Source organism: Pseudomonas flexibilis (assembly GCF_000806415.1).
GTDB lineage: Bacteria > Pseudomonadota > Gammaproteobacteria > Pseudomonadales > Pseudomonadaceae > Serpens > Serpens flexibilis.
In genome coordinates, this window is sequence record NZ_JTAK01000002.1 from 292,547 (window position 1) to 309,387 (window position 16,841).

Here is a 16,841-nt window from a genome sequence, read left to right on the forward strand (position 1 = left end):
CCCCATGACCGTTTCGAACAAGAAGCCGCTCGGCATTACCGATGTGGTGCTGCGTGACGCCCACCAGTCCATCCTCGCCACCCGCGTGCGCCTGGAAGACATGCTGCCCATCGCGCCCAAACTCGACCAGGTAGGTTTCTGGTCGGTGGAAAGCTGGGGTGGCGCGACCTTCGACGCCTGCATCCGCTATCTGGGCGAGGACCCCTGGGAGCGCATCCGCGAGCTGAAGAAGGCGATGCCCAACACCCGCCAGCAGATGCTGCTGCGTGGCCAGAACCTCCTCGGCTACCGCCACTACGCCGATGACGTGGTGGAGAAGTTCGTCGAGCGCGCCGCGATCAACGGCGTGGACGTGTTCCGCGTGTTCGACGCGATGAACGACCCGCGCAACCTGGACACCGCGCTGCGCGCCGTGAAGCGCCAGGGCAAGCACGCCCAGGGCACCATTTCCTACACCACCAGCCCGGTGCACACCCTGGACATGTGGGTCGACCTGGCCAAGCAGATCGAAGACATGGGCGCCGACTCGGTGGCCATCAAGGACATGGCCGGCATCCTCACCCCGTACCAGGCCTACGAGCTGGTCTCGCGCCTCAAGACCAGCCTGGCCATTCCGGTGCACATGCAGTGCCACGCCACCGCCGGGCTGTCCACCGCCGCCATCCTCAAGGCCGTGGAAGCCGGCATCGACAACGTCGACACCGCCATCTCCTCGCTGTCCATGACCTACGGCCATTCGCCGACCGAGTCGGTGGTGGCGATCTTCCAGGGCACCGAGCGCGACACCGGCCTGAACCTGGAACTGCTCGAAGAAGTGGCCGCCTACTTTCGCGAGGTGCGCAAGAAGTACGCGAAGTTCGAAGGCACCCTGCGCGGCGTCGACTCGCGCATCCTGGTCGCCCAGGTGCCCGGCGGCATGCTGACCAACATGGAAAGCCAGCTCAAGGAACAGGGCGCGCTGGACAAGTTCGACCAGGTGCTGGACGAGATCCCGCGCGTGCGCGAGGACCTGGGCTTCATCCCGCTGGTCACCCCCACCTCGCAGATCGTCGGTACCCAGGCGGTGATCAACGTGCTCACCGGCGAGCGCTACAAGTCGATCACCAAGGAAACCGCCGGCGTGCTCAAGGGCGAGTACGGCGCGGCGCCGGCGCCGTTCAACGCCGAACTGCAGGCCCGGGTGCTGGATGGTGGTGAAGCGATCACCTGCCGCCCGGCCGACCTGCTCGAGGCCGAGATGGACAAGCTGACCGCCGAGCTCAAGGGTATCGCCCGCGAGAAGGGCATCCGCCTGGCCGCCGACGAGATCGACGACGTGCTGACCTATGCGTTGTTCCCGCAGATCGGCCTGAAGTTCCTGGAGAACCGTGGCAACCCGGCGGCCTTCGAGCCGGCGCCGAACGGCCGGGAAGCGGCGCCCCGCGAGGAGGGCAAGCCGGAGGTCTACACCGTGGACGTCAATGGCAAGTCGTTCGTGGTGCAGGTCAGCGATGGCGGTGACATCGAGGGTATCAAGCCGCTCAATGGCGCCGCTTCGCCGACGGCCGCCGCGTCCGCCGCCGTGCCGGCGTCCGGCGAGCCGCAGCCCGCGCCGCTGGCCGGCAACATCTTCAAGGTCCTGGTACAGCCCGGCCAATTGGTACAGGAAGGCGACCTGGTGGTGATCCTCGAGGCCATGAAGATGGAAACCGAGATCCGCGCCTTCAAGGCCGGCACCGTCTCCACCGTCGAGGTGAAGGTCGGCGACGCGGTCGCGGTTGGCCATCCCCTGCTGAGCATCGCCTAAGGAGCGTTCCATGGAAAAGTTGCTCACGCTCTGGCAGAGCACCGGCCTGTATCATCTGGAGGCCGGTCAGGCGCTGATGATGCTGGTCTGCATCGGTCTGATCTACCTGGCGATCCGCAAGGGTTTCGAACCCTTGCTGCTGATTCCCATCGGCTTCGGCGGCATCCTGGCCAACATCCCGGTGGCCAACATGGCCGAGGGCGCCGGCATCCTGCACCTGTTCTACGAGGTGGGTCTGCCGACCAGCGTGTTCCCGCTGCTGATCTTCATGGGCGTCGGCGCCATGACCGATTTCGGTCCGATGCTGGCCAACCCCAAGACGCTGCTGCTCGGCGCCGCCGCGCAGTTCGGCATCTTCGGCACGCTGCTGGGCGCCCTGGCGCTGACCGCCAGCGGCATCCCCGGCCTGGAGTTCACCCTCAAGGAAGCCGCGTCGATCGCCATCATTGGTGGCGCCGATGGTCCGACCTCGATCTTCGTCACCTCCAAGCTGGCGCCGGACCTGCTCGGTCCGATCGCCGTGGCTGCATACTCCTACATGGCCCTGGTGCCGCTGATCCAGCCGCCGATCATGCGTGCGCTGACCACACCGGAAGAGCGCGCCATCGTCATGACCCAGCTGCGGCATGTCAGCCAGGTGGAGAAGATCGTCTTCCCGCTGCTGCTGTGCCTGCTGGTCGGCATGCTGCTGCCGGATGCCGCGCCGCTGATCGGCATGTTTGCCTTCGGCAACCTGCTGCGCGAATGCGGTGTGGTGGATCGCCTGGCCGATACCTCGCGTAACGCGCTGATCAACATCATCACCATCGCGCTGGGCTTGACCGTCGGCTCCAAGCTGTCCGCCGAGGCCTTCCTGCAGATGAAGACCCTGGGCATCCTGGCGCTGGGCATGGTGGCGTTCTCGGCCGGTACCGCCGCGGGGATCATCATGGCCAAGATCATGAACCGCTTCAGCACCAACCAGATCAACCCGCTGATCGGCTCGGCGGGTGTCTCGGCGGTGCCAATGGCAGCCCGGGTGTCGAACAAGGTCGGGCTTGAGGCCAACTCGCAGAACTTCCTGCTCATGCACGCCATGGGACCCAACGTGGCCGGTGTCATCGGCTCCGCCGTGGCCGCAGGGGTGCTGCTCAGCTTCGTTGGCTGACCCGCCTTCGAGCTCCGAGATAAGAACCCCGCCGCCGGCGGGGTTCTTTTTTGCGGCCGCCAGAATCGGTCCACAGAGCGGGGCGTGACGCGCGTCACGCTTTTCTGTGCGGAGGCGCAGGCCGCAACGGCATCGACTAAAGTTCGCACTGCCTTCCCCACGGCCGCCGCCGCGCAGCAGGATGCTGATCGCCGACATGGACTTCGCCCGCGTATCGCCCTTATTTGCCCGAACCCTTCTGTGCCTGTTGCTGCTGCTGCCCGCGAGCCCGGTCCGGCCCGGCAACCTGGACGACGAGCTCAATGGTTTCATCGTCGACCAGACGATCAGCCACATCGGGCACCGGTTCTACCGGTATTTCAGCGAGCGGCTGCGCGACACCAGTCGCCTGGACTTCAATCTGGTGGTGCGCGAGCGACCCTCGGCGCGCTGGGGCAGCCTGATCTGGGTGGAGTACGAGCAGCGCACCGTCTACCGTAGCTTCCTGGCGCCCAACACCGCGCAGCTGCAAACGGTGGCCTACGCGGCAGCCGATCAGGTCAAGGAAACGGTGATCCGAAGGCGGCTGGAAATCCTCCTGCAGGACACCACGGACATGGAGCGAGACGAGTTATGAGATGGCAGTGGAGCGCGCGGTTCGCCGCGCTGGGGCTGGCCTGTAGCGGCCTGCTCGCAAGCGTTCAGGCCAGCGAGCTGGTCTATACGCCGATCAACCCTTCGTTCGGGGGCAACCCGCTGAATGGCGGGTGGCTGCTGGGCAATGCCCAGGCACAGAACGACCACTCAGCCCCAGGGTCCGGGCTGGGCGCGGGCTATACCGGTACCACCGCGCTGGAACGTTTCACCAGCCAGCTGGAATCGCGGCTGCTGTCGCAGCTGATGACCAACATCGAGAGCGGCCAGACCGGCACCCTGACCACCAGTGCCTTCATCATCGAGATCCAGGACAACGCGAACTCCGGAATCCTCAGCATTCTGGTGACCGACCGCGTCACCGGCGAGGTGTCGGAGATCGTACTCAGCGGCTGGACGCCGAACTGATCCATGAAACAGGGATGTGGCATGAGAACCTTACTAGCGGTGGCATTGGCCGGCGCGCTGTTGCAGGGCTGTTCGTTGCGTGAGCCGATGCCGGCCGAGCACGATGCGGAAATACCCACACTGACCCCCCGGGCATCGACCTACCATGACCTGGTCAACATGCCCAAGCCGAGGGGATTGGTCGTCACGGCGGTCTACGGGTTCCGTGACCAGACCGGGCAATACAAGCCGTCTCCGGCCAGTTCCTTTTCCACCAGCGTCACCCAGGGCGCGGCCAGCATGCTGATGGATGCTTTGCAGGCCAGCGGCTGGTTCATGGTGCTGGAGCGCGAGGGCCTGCAGAACCTGCTGACCGAGCGCAAGATCATCCGCGCCTCGCAGCAGAAGGATGGCACGCCGGCCAATATCCTCGCCGAGTTGCCGCCGCTGCAGGCGGCCAACATCGTGCTGGAGGGCGGCATCGTCGCCTTCGACAGCAATGTGCGCACGGGCGGCGAGGGCGCCCGTTACCTGGGCATCGGCGTGTCGAACGAGTACCGGGTGGACCAGGTATCTGTGAGCCTGCGGGCGGTGGATGTGCGCAGCGGACAAGTGTTGGCCAATGTCATGACCAGCAAGACGATCTACTCGGTGGCGCGCAGCGCTGGCGTGTTCAAGTTCATCGAACTGAAGGAGCTGCTCGAAGCAGAGGCCGGTTACACCATCAACGAGCCTGCGCAGCTCTGTGTGCTGTCGGCCATCGAAGCGGCGGTCGCCCACCTGATCGCTCAAGGCATCGAGCGCAAGCTGTGGCAGGCCGCCAATCCGGCCGCACTGGCCGATTCGACGCTGGGCAAGTACCTGGCCAACGCCCGTTGAGGTGATCCAGGACAAAACAAAGGGGGGGACGGAAATCCGTCCCCCCCTTTGTTTTGCGTGTTGCGAAGGCGCGGGAGCGAAAAACTTCGCTCCCGCGCACGGCCTCAGCGCTGCAGCGCGCTGGCCTGGTTGCCGTAGCCGTACTGGTGGATGGTGCTGACCTGGTTGTAGCCCGCCTGGTTCACCACGGCGTAGTTCAGCGAGCCTGCCTGGCTGACGTAAGCGCTGCCGTTGCTGCCGTACTGCGTGATGTCCGCGGTGTTCAGGTGGCCGCTCTGGCGCAGGGTGGCCTGGTTGAAGCTGCCGTCCTGGTCCAGATAGCCGGTGTTGTGCCAGCCGTTGCTGCTGCCATCGAAGCGGTTGGAGGTGCCACGCTGCTCGGCAATCAGCAGGTTGTCGCTGCCGTTCTGATCGAAGTACAGCTCGTTGTAGTTGCCGGTCTGGGTCAGCCGCACGCGGTTGTCGCCGCCGTTGGCAGTCAGGGTCACGCTGTTGCCTTCGCCGCTTTGCTCCAGGGTCTGGTTGTTGCCCACGCCGTGCTGGGTGAGTCGCGCGGTGAGGTGGGTGCCGTCGATCTGCTCGACCTGCAGGCTGTTGCCTTCGCCGGTCTGCAGGGTCTCGATCAGGCTGTGGTCGGCGGCTGCCTGGTGGACGGTGACGTCCTGCAGGCCGCCGAACTGGGTGATCTGCACCTGGCTGCCAGTCTGGCTGCGCTGGGTGATGCTGGCGGAGCTGTTGACGCCGTTCTGCAGGGTGGTCACCCGGTTGCCGGCGGTGTCGAGCTGATACACGCTGATCTGGTGCAGGGTGCCCTGTTGCTCGATGTCGATGCTGCCGCCCAGCGTGAAGCGCTGCTCGGCGGAGGCCTCGTTCAGCGAGCCTTGCTGTTCGATCCGGGCGCGGCTGTGCAGGCTCAGGTCCTGGCGCACCTGGGCACTGTTGTCATCCCCGCGCTGGATGGTGGTGGCGCGGCTGTGCGCACTGCCGTACTGGGCGACCGAGGAATCGTTGCCATTGCCCAGCTGGACCTGGTTGGCGCTGCTGCCCCAGCTGCCGAACTGGGTGGCGTGGGCGTCGTTGGCATGGCCTTCCTGCACCTGGCGGATGCTGCTGCCCGGGCCGGCGAGGTGCTGGTCGGCGTTCGCCCGGTTGTGAGTGCCCTGCTGGCGCTGATTGATCGTGCCGACGCTGACGGTCTGCAGCGAGCGAGCGTCGTTGCCGGCGCCATCCTGCAGTTGCAGGGCGTGCGCGTTGCCGCCGACCTGCACCACTGCCGCGTCATTGTGCCAGCCCTGTTGGGTTTGTTCGGAAACGCCGTCGGCCAGCACCGGACCGGCGCTGAGCATCAGAATCGCTGCGGCGAGGGGGGATTTGTTGAACATGGTATTGCCTCCTTGTTGGTGTACTACTGCTTTCCTTATTGGTGTTTCTCGGGGCGTCAGCGCTGTCGCACCTGCGCGTGCAGCCCGACGCCCACCTGCGTGATCCGGCCATATAGCCCTGATCCGGATTGCTCGATGCTGGCCGTGTTGTGTGCGCCGGCCTGGATGATCTGGGCTTCATTGCCGTAGCCGAACTGGAGGATGGCGGCCTGGTTGCCATAGCCCTGCTGCCAGATGCTGGCCATCAGGTTGCTGCCTTGCTGCAGCAGATAGGCTTCGTGATGGCTGCCCTGTTGCACGATGCCGCCAAGCAGCGAGTCACCCTGCTGATCGAGCATGGCCAGGTTGTGCTGACCCTGCTGGCTGATGTGCAGTTGCAGTTCGCCGGCTATCACCTGGCGCGCCTCGTACAGATCGGCATTGCCAGCCAGGTCGCCGTTGTCCAGCAGGTCGAAGGCGAATGCCGCACCACTCTGCAGGATCAGGGCCATGGTTGCGGCGAAGGGGGCGTGGCGTTTCATTCCCGTGTCCTTGGGTCTTTGTTCCGGTAAGGCGCTCGCGTCCTGCGGGTCGCCGTCGGTGGGTCGACTTGCGCAAGAGCATGGTTCAGGTTGTGAATTCCAGCAAATCGCCGCGCGCATCGGTGGGCCTGGGCTGGCCGACGGATTGGGGCGATGCCCCTCTCTGGACGGGAGAGGGGGCAGGAGGGGAGGTTAGGGGCGGCCCACTGGCGGGCTGTCCAGCGAATCGTTGCCGGTCACGGTGCTGGTGTGCGTGGCCGCTTCGGCGTTGCGCCGTTGCTGCTCATGTTCCTCGATCGAGCAGTACTCGCCCTCGGCGCAGGATCGGCACAGGGCCCGCTTGGCCGCGCATTGGCCGGTCATGCCGCGGGCCAGCGCCATGCCGCCGAGGCCCAGTTCCACCAGGCCGGCAAGACCACCCTTGCGCAGGCCATAGGCCAGCAGGAAGAAGCCGCCGGCGATGGACAGGGTACGTTCCCAGCCGTGCACGTTTTGCGCCCGGTGTTCGGAGGAGGTGTCGTAGCCATGCATAGTGCGTACTCCCGGTTCGAGGCTGTGTTCTGCTGACTGCCGCGCGTGCGGGCTGTTCGCGGCAGGCGACTACCGGCCTTTGTCCGGATGAAGAAACTTATGCCGCTGCGCCCCGTCCCTGTTCAGGCGAGCTGAAGGGAGAGGAACGCATGTTCGATCTGCGCGGACTGGGCTTCGTCGAGCTGATGAAGCGATCGTTCAGGGAGTTCGGCGAAGACGAGATGGAAACCTATGCCGCCGCCCTGGCTTTTCGCGGGCTGTTCTCGCTGTTCCCCTTCCTGCTGTTTCTGGTGGCGGTGGTCGGCTATCTCGATCTGCAGGCTTTCTACGACTGGCTGCGCAGCCAGGCCGCGTTGCTGCTGCCGCCCCAGGCCATGGAGCAGGTGGATGCGGTGATCGTGCAATTCGAGCGTCAGAAGTCCGGGTTGTTCTCCATCGCCATCCTGTTTGCCCTGTGGACGGCGTCGGCCGGGATCCGTTCGGCCATGGTCGCCATGAACCGTGCCTATGACGTGCGCGAGGGGCGCCCCCTCTGGAAGCGCTATCCGCTGTCGGTGCTCTACACGGTGGGCATGGCTGCCATGCTGCTGACGGCGGCCGCACTGATGGTGGTCGGCCCGACGCTGATGGGCTGGCTCGCCGACCTGTTCGGCCTGCAACAGATGGTAGTGACGGTCTGGGCGTGGCTGCGCTGGCCGGTGGCGGTGCTTTTGCTGGTGCTGGCAGTGGCCGTGTTCTATTACGTCACGCCGGACGTCGAGCAGGAATTCCGCTTCATCACTCCCGGCTCGCTGATCGCCGTGCTGACCTGGATCGCCGCCTCGCTGGGCTTCGGCTACTACGTGCAGAACTTCGCCGACTACAGCGCCACCTACGGCAGCATCGGCGCGATCATCGTGCTGCTGATGTATTTCTACCTGTCCGCCGCGGTGCTGCTGTTTGGCGCCGAACTCAACGCGGTGATCGAGCACCAGGACCCGAGCGGCAAGGATCCTGGCCAGAAGGTGGCACATCCGGGCGGAGCACAGTAGGACGATTGCCTGTAGGAGCGGACGTGTCCGCGAGCTTTTTTGGCGGCCGGCGAGGTGCGGCCGGCAAGGTGCGGCCGGCGAGGTGGTTGCAACCACAGCCAGAAGCTCGCGAATGAATTCGCTCCCCCAGGTTCGCTGTGGCCTCAGCCTGTTGCCAGGCCCAGCACCTTGAGCAGGAAGGCGTATTCCAGCGCCACGTCGTGCAAGGCCTGGTAGCGGCCGCTCATGCCGCCGTGGCCGGCGCTCATTTCGGTCTTGAGCAGCAGCAGGTGGTCGTCGGCCTTGGTGGCGCGCAGGCGGGCGACCCACTTGGCGGCCTCCCAGTATTGCACGCGGCTGTCGTGGTAGCCGGCCACCACCAGCAGCGGCGGATAGATCTGGGCGCGTACGTTCTCGTAGGGCGCGTAGCCCTGGATGCGCGCATGCACCTCGGGATCGCGCGGGTCGCCCCATTCGTCGTATTCGGTGACGGTGAGCGGTAGATCCGGGTTGAGCATGCTGTTCAGCACGTCCACGAAGGGCACTTCGGCGATAGCGGCGCCGAAGAGATCCGGGCGCCGGTTGAGCACCGCGCCGATCAGCAGGCCGCCGGCACTGCCGCCGCTGATGGCCAGTTTCTCCGGCTGGGTGAGGCCGCTGGCGACGAGGGTTTCCGCCACGGCGATGAAATCGCCGAAGGTGTTGGCCTTGTGCTCCAGCTTGCCGGCGCGGTACCAGGCCTCGCCCATCTCGCCGCCGCCGCGCACGTGCGCGATAGCGAAGATGAAGCCGCGCTCCAGCAGCGACAGGCGCGCGTGGGAGAACCAGGGATCGAGGCTTTCGCCATAGGCGCCATAACCGTAGAGATAGAGTGGCGCCGGCTGGCCGGCGGCGAACACCTCGCGGCGCGCCACCAGGCTGACCGGGATGCGCGTGCCGTCCGGCGCGGTGGCCCACAGCCGCCGGCTCTCGTAGGCCTGGGCATCGAACGGGCCTTCCACCGGGGTTTCCTTGAGCACCTGCTGCGTGCCGCTGGCCAGCTCCAGCTGGCGCAGCTGCGCCGGCCGGTTGAGCGATTCGTAGCGCAGGCGGATCACCGGGCTGTCGAATTCCAGGGTGCTGGCCACGTGCAGGCTGTACACGGCATCGGGCAGGGTAACCCGGTAGGGCGCGGCGCCGGCCGGATGGACTTCCAGCACCGAGAGGCCGCCCTCGCGCAGGCTGAGCACATGGGCCGTGCTGTTCAGGTCGATATCTTCCAGCATCACCGCGGGGTCGTGGGCGCGCAGCAGTTGCCAGTGGGCACGTTCCGGGTTGGCCTGCGGGGCGGTGTACAGGGCGAAATTGATGCCGGCCTGGTTGCTGCGGATGAACCAGCGCCACTCACCGTCGAGCAGGCCGTGATCGAGATCGTACTCGTGGCCTTCCTCGCGCGGCGCGACGCAGACGAAGGCGTCGTGCGGCCGCTCGGCGTCCAGCACCCAGGCCTCGCTGGTGGTCTTGCTGGTACTGGCCAGCACCAGCTGGCGCTCGGAGCTGGTGCGGTAGCAGTGGATGAAGAAGCGCCCGTCCGGCTCGTTGAACACCAGCTGCGCCTCGGCGTCGCCCAACCGGTAGCGGTACAGCTTGTGCGGGCGGTGGGTGTCGTCCAGTTCGGCGAAGAACAGCGTCTGGCTGTCGTTGGCCCAGCACAGGCTGCCGTCGCAGTCCTCGAACGGCAGTTCGCTGATCTCGCCGCTGTGCAGGTCCTTGATGAACAGCCGGTAGATCTCGTCGCCGGTGGTGTCCAGGCTGTAGCCGAGCAGGCGCTGGTCGGGACTCAGGCTGAAGGCGCCCAGCGACAGGAAGCCGCCGTCGGCCAGGGTGTTGGGGTCCAGCAGCAATTGTTCGCTGGCGTCGTCGATGGCCAGCGAGCCATCCGCCGGGCGGCGGCAGCGATAGTGGCGCGGATACTCGTCACCCGCAGTGGTGCGCTGGTAGTAGAGAAAGTCCTTCCAGGGTGCCGGCAGGGAAAGGTCGGTCTCGCGGATGCGGCCCTTGATCTCCTCGAACAGCCGCTGGCGCAGCTCGGCCTGGTCCGCCAGGCAGGCGTCGGTGTAGGCGTTTTCCGCCTGCAGGTAATCGAGCACCTCGGCGCTGTCGCGGTTTTCCAGCCACTGGTAGGGATCGGCGCCAGGGATGCTGCGGGCGATGGGGGCTTGGCTCATGGGTGGCCTCGAAAGCGGGAGAGGGTGCACCGGGTAGGTGGCCCGCTGCAAAAGCCGCTATCATATGCGCCCCTTTCACCGCCCGAAACGCCAATGATCGACAACGACTACCTGCTTGCCTGGGCCCTGTACCTCAGCGCCGGCCTTGGCCTGATGCTGGTGTGGATGCGCCTGACCCGCTGGATGTGGCGCTGGTTGCGCGAAATCCTGCGTCTGGCGGCCGCCGTGCTGCTGTTCACGCCGACCCTGGTGGACCCGTCCCGCGACTTGCTGGCGCCAGCCATCGCCATCGGTGCGCTGGATCTCGGCTTCAAGGTTGGCGACAGCGTGTGGCGGGCGCTGGCCGACCTGTCCATGTACGGCCTGATCGCCCTGGTGCTCTACCTGATCTTCGCCGCCGCGCGCTGGCCGATCGAGCGCTGGCTGCGGGAGCGCGCCGCTGCGCGGGCGGACGGCGGGGACGCCCGCCGCGTCGAGCCGCAGGCCTGACCGCGGAGACGCTGCCATGTGTGAACTGCTCGGCATGAGCGCCAATGTGCCCACCGACATCCTGTTCAGCTTCACCGGACTGATGCAGCGTGGCGGCCGCACCGGCCCGCACAGCGATGGCTGGGGCATCGGCTTCTACGAAGGGCGCGGGCTGCGCCTGTTCCAGGACCCAACCGCCAGTGCCGACTCCGAGGTGGCGCGCCTGGTACAACGCTATCCGATCAAGAGCAAGGTGGTCATCGGGCATATCCGCCAGGCCAATGCCGGGCCGGTCTCGCTGGCCAACACCCACCCCTTTTCCCGCGAGCTGTGGGGGCGCTACTGGTGCTTCGCCCACAACGGCCAGCTGCGGGATTTCCATGCCGAGGCGGGCTTCTATCGGCCAGTGGGCGAAACCGACAGCGAGGCGGCGTTCTGCGAACTGCTCAACCGGGTTCGCCAGGCCTTTCCCGCCCCGGTGGACGTGACGCTGCTGCTGCCGACGCTGGTGGCCGCCTGCGCCGAGTACCGTGGCAAGGGCGTGTTCAACTGCCTGCTCAGCGATGGCGACTGGCTGTTCAGCTTCTGCACCACCAAGCTGGCGCAGATCACCCGCCGCGCGCCCTTCGGGCCGGCGCGTCTGAAGGATGCCGACGTGACCGTGGATTTTCAGGCGGAAACCAGCCCCGACGACGTGGTGACCGTGCTGGCCACCGAGCCGCTGACCGATAACGAACGCTGGATCGCCCACGAGCCGGGCGACTGGACCCTGTGGCGGCGCGGCGAGTGCATCGCCAGCGGCAAGGCCTGAGCGGCACGCCGCTTGCAGTCAGTCCGCACCTTCAGTCAGGAATCTCTCCATGTTGCGTAGTTACCTGCGTCTGCTGCTGTTTGCCTTCGGCCTGCTGGTGGGGGTGCAGATCCCCGCGTTCATGGATGTCTACACCCAGCGTCTGGAAGCCCACCGCCTGGAATCGGCGCACAGCCTGGAAGGCTTCCGCGACACCGCGCGGCGTTTCTTCGCCGGCGACCTGCAGGCGCTGCTGCGGCATTATCGCGCCAGTGACGATCCGGTGATGCGCAGCGATGCCGGCAGCATCGAGCACCTCGTGGGCCGCGCCGAATTGCTCGACCGCGAGTGGCAGGCCATGCAGGGGCCCTGGTACGCGCGCGCCTGGCACCTGTTCAGCGCCGCCGACCCGCGACTGACCCGTGATGCGTTGCGTGGCTACCAGTACCAGGTACCGCTGGACCCGGCGGCCATCGCCTGGGGTCTGTCCTGCGGCCTGCTGCTGGCGGCGCTGGTGGAAAGCCTGCTGGCCATGCTCGGCTCCCTGCTGTTCACCCGCCGCGTGCGTCCCCTCTGATCTTGCGGCGGGCGCCCGTACCGATCGTAGGAGCGACTTCAGTCGCGAGCTCTTGGCTAAGGCCCGCACGAAGGCCACGGCGCTGAAGCCCCTCGGCATCACTCCACGCGCAGCTCGCCAGTGAACTGCAGCGTTGCCCTGCAGCGTCGGCACAGATAGCGCCGACCCTTGGCGACCAGGCCGTGGCGCTGGGCGCTGAACGGGAACAGGCCTTCCGGGCATTGGCAGCGATAGACGTAACGGGTCGCCTTGCGCCGTGGCACGTCGTAGTGATGGCAGCGCTCGGGGGGCAACTGGAACACGCCGCGCATGATTTTCTGCCATTCCTCGCCATGCGGGCGGATGCGCAGGCCGAACAGCTGGTGGGCGACCAGATGGGCGACCTCGTGGGCCACGGTCTGGCGCAGGAAGTGTTCGGTGTTTTCCCGATACAGCTGGGCATTGAAGCGCAGCAGGTTCTCCTGCAGATGCGCGACGCCCGCCTTCTGCCCGCGCAACTGCAGGCTGACCCGCGGGCGGGAGAAGCTGCGCTTGAAGAACGCCTCGGCCTGGCGATAGCACTCTTCGACGCGGGCTTCGAGCAACTGGGGCATGGCGGCCTCTCGGTGGGACAGGCGCGCCAGTATAGAGAAGTCGCGGGGCGCAGGCAGCATGCGCCCCGGCTTGGGTCAGAGCGTGTAGATCGGGCCGATGCCCATGCCCCACAGCACCACCGAGACTGCCAGCATCGCCACCAGCACCACCAGGCCCACCGCCAGCACCGAGCTTGAGAACAGGAAGCCCTCGTCCGGGTGGATGTCCATGAAGGTAGGCAGACCGACGTACAGCAGATAGGCGGTATAGGCCACCGCCGCCGTGCCGATGATCATGCCAAGCCACAGGCTGGGATACAGCGCCGACAGCCCGGCGATGAACAGCGGCGTGGCCGTATAGGCCGCGAACATCACGCACTGACGCAGGGTCGGGTTGGCGTGGTAGGTGCGGGCCATCCAGTGGATGAACCAGCCCATCACCAGCACACCGACCAGCATGGCCAGGTAGGACAGCACCGCCAGGGGCAGGGCGCTGGCTTCGGTCAGCCGCACCGCCGGGGCGTTGCCGTGGGCCCAGCCGACCCGGGTGGTGCCGATGAAGGCGGAAACGGGCGGGATGGCCGCCAGGACGAACAAGGCATACAGCCGTGGATGGCTGGTCTGCTCCTCGCCGCGGATCTCGCGCCATTCGCTGTTGGGATGGGTGAACAGCCCCCAGACATGATTGATCATGGCCTGCACCTCCTCGTTAGCGGGTCGTCTCCCGTGGCAGTCCGCCAGCGTGCGACCTTGTGTCGCAGTATAGGAGTGCTGGCGAAACGGTTACCGGGGCGCCCGCTGATCCGGATCAGTGGTAATGGCGCTCGAGGATTTCCATGGCGGCGTTGATGCTCTGCAGGTGTTCGGTGCTGCCGCCACGGTCAGGGTGGTGGCGACTGACCAGTTGGCGGTAGCGAAAACGGATGCGCGCCAGGTCCAGCTGCGGTTCATCCTCCAGTTCGAACAGGCGCAGTGCGTCGCGGGTCTGGTCGCCGCCGTTGTCCAGGCGCTTCCAGAAGCTGTCCAGCAGCTGTTCCACATCCGCTTCGGTGGTCGCATACAACTGGTTCATGTCCAGGTAGTAGTCGCGCAACGGGTCGCTTTCGCTCAGCCCCTGGCTGCCGGCCTGGTAGGGCAGCAGGCGAATGCGCAGCGGACTGATTTCCAGATGCCCGGCCTGTTCGCGCCAGAGCCGTTCGCGCAGGCGATACAGGGCGTTGAACACCAGGAAATGGGTGCGGAACAGCACCAGCGGGTCCTGCAGTGAGCGCTGCGACAGGTGCGGGTTGCCATCGGCGCGCAGCGTCTGGATCAACTGGTACTCGCTGCTGCCGCCGGGCGCCGCGCGCAACAGCGTGAGCAGCGTATCGCTGAGGTCGGTGGCGGGAAAGGCGTCGACGGTCATGGGCGGTGGGGTTGGGCGGCGTGGGTGCAGGGGAGCCTAGCACAGGGTCTGAATCCGCAACCGTTGATGACCGACTGTCGGGCTGGGGAAATGGCGGCTTTGCGCGTAAAATGCGCGTCCCTTTCAACCGCCGGGATTTGCCACGCATCATGGGTACGCTGTCCGTCAACCAGAACAAACTGCAGAAACGCCTGCGCCGGCTGGTCGGCGAAGCGGTCGCCGACTTCAACATGATCGAGGACGGCGACAAGATCATGGTCTGTCTGTCCGGTGGCAAGGACAGCTACACGTTGCTGGACATCCTGCTGTACCTGCAGAAGGTGGCGCCGATCCGCTTCGAGATCGTCGCGGTGAACCTCGACCAGAAGCAGCCCGGCTTCCCCGAGCACGTGTTGCCGCAGTACCTGGAATCCATCGGCGTGCCGTACCACATCATCGAGAAGGACACCTATTCGGTGGTGAAGGAGAAGATCCCGGAGGGCAAGACCACCTGCTCGCTGTGCTCGCGCCTGCGTCGCGGCACGCTGTACACCTACGCCGACGAGATCGGCGCGACCAAGATGGCGCTGGGGCACCACCGCGACGACATCCTGGAAACCTTCTTCCTCAATCTGTTCTACGGCGGCACCCTGAAGGCCATGCCACCCAAGCTGCGTTCCGACGATGGCCGCAACGTGGTGATCCGCCCGCTGGCCTACTGCAGCGAGAAGGACATCGAGGCCTACGCGAAACTCCAGGAATTCCCGATCATCCCGTGCAACCTGTGCGGTTCGCAGGAGAACCTGCAGCGTCAGGTGGTCAAGGAGATGCTGCTGGACTGGGAGCGCAAGAGCCCGGGGCGTACCGAGGTGATGTTCCGCGCGCTGCAGAATGTGGCGCCCTCGCAGCTGGCCGACCGCAACCTGTACGACTTCAAGAGCCTGAAGATCGACGAGGCCGCTACGCCACGCTTCATCGATGCGATGAGCATCTGAGGCTTGAACCGGGCCGGTGGATTGCAGTAAGGTCCGGTCCATCGTTTCGGAGAATCCGACCCATGCTCGACCACACCGTATCTTCCGCTTCGCTCGGCGCCCCGCGTGCCCTGGCATGCGGCTGCGCGGTCGAAGCGACTGGTTATTTCTTCTACGGGTATTGGTTTAGCCACTCCGGCGTCTGATACCCAGCAGGCGCCCCGGCAAACAGGGTCGCCTACCGCAACGTTTCACAAGAACCCCCGGTCGGCCACCCGACCGGGGGTTTTGTTTTTCCGGGCCCACAAGGCCGTGCCAACCACATCGAGGACTACACCATGTACCGCTATCTCACTGCTTACCGCTACACCCGTGCCTTCTGGCGATTTAGCCGCGTTGCCGCCGCGCTGACACCACTCGAACGATCGACTCGCTAGTGCCGGGCGGCTCTCGACCGCCGGCACACACAAGGAACTTGCCAGATGAACGCTTCCGCCCCACTCGCCGCACTTCAGCCTGCCGTCGCCGCGCGACGCATCGCCCAGCCCCTGCCTTCTCCCGCCCTGCTGCGCCAGCGCCTGCCGCTGGAACCCGCCCTGGCCGCCCGTGTGCATGATCAGCGCCAGGCCGTTCGCGCGATCCTCGATGGTCGCGACCCGCGCCTGCTGGTGGTGGTCGGTCCCTGCTCCATCCACGATCCCGAGGCCGCCCTGGATTATGCCCGTCGCCTGGCTGATCTGGCGCCCGAGGTGGAGGACCAGTTGCTGCTGGTGATGCGCGCCTACATGGAAAAGCCGCGCACCACGGTCGGTTGGAAAGGGCTGGCCTACGATCCGCACCTGGATGGCAGTCACGCCATGGCGGAAGGGCTCACGCTGTCGCGGCGCCTGATGCTCGACATGCTGGCGCTGGGCCTGCCGCTCGCCACCGAGCTGCTGCAGCCGCTGGTGGCGGGCTACTTCGACGACCTGCTGGCCTGGGCGGCCATCGGCGCGCGCACCAGCGAATCGCAGATCCACCGCGAGCTGGTCAGCGGCCTGGACCTGCCGGTGGGCTTCAAGAACGGCACCGATGGCAGCCTGGGCATCGCCTGTGACGCCATGCGCTCGGCGGCCCACCCGCACAGTCACTTCGGCATCGATGCGCTAGGGCACCCGGCGCTGGTGGAAACCGCCGGCAATCCCGACACCCACCTGGTGCTGCGTGGCGGGCATGCCGGCCCCAACTTCGATGCGGCCAGCGTCGCGGCGGCGCGCGCAGCGCTGGAGAAGCAGGGGATCGCCCCGCGCATCATGGTCGATTGCAGTCATGCCAACAGCGGCAAGGACCCGCTGCGCCAGCCGGCGGTGCTGGCGGAGGTGCTGACCCAACGCCTGGCCGGCGACCGCACGCTGCGGGGCGTCATGCTGGAAAGCCACCTGTTCGACGGCTGCCAGCCGCTGTCCGGTGAATTGCGCTATGGCGTGTCGGTCACCGACGGCTGCCTGGGTTGGAGCGGTACCGAGCAACTGTTGCGCGAGGCCGCCAGCCGCCTGCGCGGTTGACCACCCTACGGAGCCGCGTTCGCCCCGTGCGGTTGCCGCAACGGAGCGG

At 66.3% G+C, this 16,841-nt stretch carries 18 protein-coding genes; 11 read left to right on the forward strand and 7 right to left on the reverse strand.

Going from position 1 to position 16,841, the window contains the following annotated elements; genetic code table 11:
• Window positions 1-4: 4 nt before the first annotated feature.
• The 5 genes from oadA to PT85_RS05145 all read left to right on the forward strand — a co-directional run bounded on the left by oadA (window position 5) and on the right by PT85_RS05145 (window position 4,832).
• On the forward strand, window positions 5-1,786 hold the full coding sequence (gene oadA / locus PT85_RS05125) for a sodium-extruding oxaloacetate decarboxylase subunit alpha (RefSeq protein WP_039606117.1): 1,782 nt from the start codon (window positions 5-7) through the stop codon (window positions 1,784-1,786).
• A 10-nt stretch (window positions 1,787-1,796) separates the two neighbouring features.
• On the forward strand, window positions 1,797-2,933 hold the full coding sequence (locus tag PT85_RS05130; RefSeq protein WP_027589372.1) for a sodium ion-translocating decarboxylase subunit beta: 1,137 nt from the start codon (window positions 1,797-1,799) through the stop codon (window positions 2,931-2,933).
• Between the two features lie 181 nt (window positions 2,934-3,114).
• Complete coding sequence (gene csgE / locus PT85_RS05135; RefSeq protein WP_234702666.1) at window positions 3,115-3,549, forward strand: curli production assembly/transport protein CsgE; 435 nt, start codon at window positions 3,115-3,117, stop codon at window positions 3,547-3,549.
• Window positions 3,546-3,974, forward strand: a complete 429-nt coding sequence (locus tag PT85_RS05140) for a curli assembly protein CsgF (RefSeq protein WP_039606118.1) — start codon at window positions 3,546-3,548, stop codon at window positions 3,972-3,974. The genes csgE and PT85_RS05140 overlap by 4 nt, the downstream gene beginning before the upstream one ends.
• Window positions 3,975-3,995: 21 nt before the next feature.
• The gene (locus PT85_RS05145; RefSeq protein ID WP_027589369.1) at window positions 3,996-4,832 is read left to right on the forward strand and encodes a CsgG/HfaB family protein; all 837 of its coding nucleotides are present in this window, start codon (window positions 3,996-3,998) and stop codon (window positions 4,830-4,832) included.
• Between the two features lie 104 nt (window positions 4,833-4,936).
• On the opposite strand, the gene PT85_RS05150 is transcribed toward PT85_RS05145, so the two are convergent.
• From PT85_RS05150 to PT85_RS05160, 3 genes are all read right to left on the reverse strand, one after another.
• Window positions 4,937-6,214, reverse strand: coding sequence for a hypothetical protein (locus tag PT85_RS05150; protein ID WP_027591817.1), 1,278 nt, complete (start codon window positions 6,212-6,214; stop codon window positions 4,937-4,939).
• 56 nt (window positions 6,215-6,270) lie between these two features.
• Window positions 6,271-6,735 carry a hypothetical protein gene (locus tag PT85_RS05155; protein WP_039606119.1) on the reverse strand — a complete coding sequence of 155 codons (465 nt, stop codon included), beginning with the start codon at window positions 6,733-6,735 and terminating at the stop codon, window positions 6,271-6,273.
• Between the two features lie 192 nt (window positions 6,736-6,927).
• Complete coding sequence (locus PT85_RS05160; protein ID WP_027591819.1) at window positions 6,928-7,266, reverse strand: YgaP family membrane protein; 339 nt, start codon at window positions 7,264-7,266, stop codon at window positions 6,928-6,930.
• Window positions 7,267-7,415: 149 nt separating this feature from the next.
• Here PT85_RS05160 and PT85_RS05165 point away from each other — a divergent pair, with 149 nt between their 5' ends.
• A complete protein-coding gene (locus PT85_RS05165) occupies window positions 7,416-8,297 on the forward strand; it encodes a YihY/virulence factor BrkB family protein (RefSeq protein WP_039606120.1) in 882 nt (293 codons plus the stop codon).
• Between the two features lie 143 nt (window positions 8,298-8,440).
• Here the strand turns inward: PT85_RS05165 and PT85_RS05170 are convergent, their stop codons facing one another.
• Window positions 8,441-10,483, reverse strand: coding sequence for a S9 family peptidase (locus tag PT85_RS05170; protein ID WP_039606121.1), 2,043 nt, complete (start codon window positions 10,481-10,483; stop codon window positions 8,441-8,443).
• A gap of 93 nt (window positions 10,484-10,576) precedes the next feature.
• On the opposite strand from PT85_RS05170, the gene PT85_RS05175 reads away from it, so the two are divergent.
• The 3 genes from PT85_RS05175 to PT85_RS05185 are packed head-to-tail and all read left to right on the forward strand — an operon-like array spanning window position 10,577 to window position 12,318.
• Complete coding sequence (locus tag PT85_RS05175) at window positions 10,577-10,972, forward strand: hypothetical protein (RefSeq protein WP_052237612.1); 396 nt, start codon at window positions 10,577-10,579, stop codon at window positions 10,970-10,972.
• A 16-nt stretch (window positions 10,973-10,988) separates the two neighbouring features.
• On the forward strand, window positions 10,989-11,762 hold the full coding sequence (locus PT85_RS05180) for a class II glutamine amidotransferase (protein ID WP_027590660.1): 774 nt from the start codon (window positions 10,989-10,991) through the stop codon (window positions 11,760-11,762).
• 49 nt (window positions 11,763-11,811) lie between these two features.
• Window positions 11,812-12,318, forward strand: a complete 507-nt coding sequence (locus PT85_RS05185; protein ID WP_027590661.1) for a DUF2937 family protein — start codon at window positions 11,812-11,814, stop codon at window positions 12,316-12,318.
• 98 nt (window positions 12,319-12,416) lie between these two features.
• Here PT85_RS05185 and PT85_RS05190 read toward each other — a convergent pair whose 3' ends face one another.
• The 3 genes from PT85_RS05190 to PT85_RS05200 all read right to left on the reverse strand — a co-directional run bounded on the left by PT85_RS05190 (window position 12,417) and on the right by PT85_RS05200 (window position 14,295).
• Window positions 12,417-12,911 (reverse strand): SprT family zinc-dependent metalloprotease, encoded by a 495-nt coding sequence (locus tag PT85_RS05190; RefSeq protein WP_039560486.1) that lies wholly within the window; start codon window positions 12,909-12,911, stop codon window positions 12,417-12,419.
• A gap of 75 nt (window positions 12,912-12,986) precedes the next feature.
• Window positions 12,987-13,583: a Yip1 family protein gene (locus tag PT85_RS05195; protein ID WP_039560485.1), complete on the reverse strand. Its 597-nt coding sequence runs from the start codon at window positions 13,581-13,583 to the stop codon at window positions 12,987-12,989.
• A gap of 115 nt (window positions 13,584-13,698) precedes the next feature.
• Window positions 13,699-14,295, reverse strand: a complete 597-nt coding sequence (locus PT85_RS05200) for a DNA-J related domain-containing protein (protein ID WP_039606122.1) — start codon at window positions 14,293-14,295, stop codon at window positions 13,699-13,701.
• 149 nt (window positions 14,296-14,444) lie between these two features.
• Here PT85_RS05200 and ttcA point away from each other — a divergent pair, with 149 nt between their 5' ends.
• Together ttcA and PT85_RS05210 are read left to right on the forward strand one after the other, a co-directional pair.
• Entirely contained in the window at window positions 14,445-15,269 is an 825-nt protein-coding gene (gene ttcA / locus PT85_RS05205; RefSeq protein WP_027590665.1) for a tRNA 2-thiocytidine(32) synthetase TtcA, read from the forward strand.
• Window positions 15,270-15,730: 461 nt separating this feature from the next.
• Window positions 15,731-16,792 (forward strand): 3-deoxy-7-phosphoheptulonate synthase, encoded by a 1,062-nt coding sequence (locus PT85_RS05210; RefSeq protein WP_039606123.1) that lies wholly within the window; start codon window positions 15,731-15,733, stop codon window positions 16,790-16,792.
• The last annotated feature ends 49 nt before the right edge of the window (window positions 16,793-16,841 follow it).

Coding starts and splice junctions, on each gene's coding strand:
- oadA (WP_039606117.1), top strand. CDS start 5: ATGACCGTTTCGAACAAGAAGCCGCTCGGCATTACCGATGTGGTGCTG.
- PT85_RS05190 (WP_039560486.1), bottom strand. CDS start 12,911: ATGCCCCAGTTGCTCGAAGCCCGCGTCGAAGAGTGCTATCGCCAGGCC.
- csgE (WP_234702666.1), top strand. CDS start 3,115: ATGCTGATCGCCGACATGGACTTCGCCCGCGTATCGCCCTTATTTGCC.
- PT85_RS05195 (WP_039560485.1), bottom strand. CDS start 13,583: ATGATCAATCATGTCTGGGGGCTGTTCACCCATCCCAACAGCGAATGG.
- PT85_RS05170 (WP_039606121.1), bottom strand. CDS start 10,483: ATGAGCCAAGCCCCCATCGCCCGCAGCATCCCTGGCGCCGATCCCTAC.
- PT85_RS05155 (WP_039606119.1), bottom strand. CDS start 6,735: ATGAAACGCCACGCCCCCTTCGCCGCAACCATGGCCCTGATCCTGCAG.
- PT85_RS05200 (WP_039606122.1), bottom strand. CDS start 14,295: ATGACCGTCGACGCCTTTCCCGCCACCGACCTCAGCGATACGCTGCTC.
- PT85_RS05175 (WP_052237612.1), top strand. CDS start 10,577: ATGATCGACAACGACTACCTGCTTGCCTGGGCCCTGTACCTCAGCGCC.
- PT85_RS05185 (WP_027590661.1), top strand. CDS start 11,812: ATGTTGCGTAGTTACCTGCGTCTGCTGCTGTTTGCCTTCGGCCTGCTG.
- PT85_RS05165 (WP_039606120.1), top strand. CDS start 7,416: ATGTTCGATCTGCGCGGACTGGGCTTCGTCGAGCTGATGAAGCGATCG.
- PT85_RS05145 (WP_027589369.1), top strand. CDS start 3,996: ATGAGAACCTTACTAGCGGTGGCATTGGCCGGCGCGCTGTTGCAGGGC.
- ttcA (WP_027590665.1), top strand. CDS start 14,445: ATGGGTACGCTGTCCGTCAACCAGAACAAACTGCAGAAACGCCTGCGC.
- PT85_RS05150 (WP_027591817.1), bottom strand. CDS start 6,214: ATGTTCAACAAATCCCCCCTCGCCGCAGCGATTCTGATGCTCAGCGCC.
- PT85_RS05130 (WP_027589372.1), top strand. CDS start 1,797: ATGGAAAAGTTGCTCACGCTCTGGCAGAGCACCGGCCTGTATCATCTG.
- PT85_RS05160 (WP_027591819.1), bottom strand. CDS start 7,266: ATGCATGGCTACGACACCTCCTCCGAACACCGGGCGCAAAACGTGCAC.
- PT85_RS05180 (WP_027590660.1), top strand. CDS start 10,989: ATGTGTGAACTGCTCGGCATGAGCGCCAATGTGCCCACCGACATCCTG.
- PT85_RS05210 (WP_039606123.1), top strand. CDS start 15,731: ATGAACGCTTCCGCCCCACTCGCCGCACTTCAGCCTGCCGTCGCCGCG.
- PT85_RS05140 (WP_039606118.1), top strand. CDS start 3,546: ATGAGATGGCAGTGGAGCGCGCGGTTCGCCGCGCTGGGGCTGGCCTGT.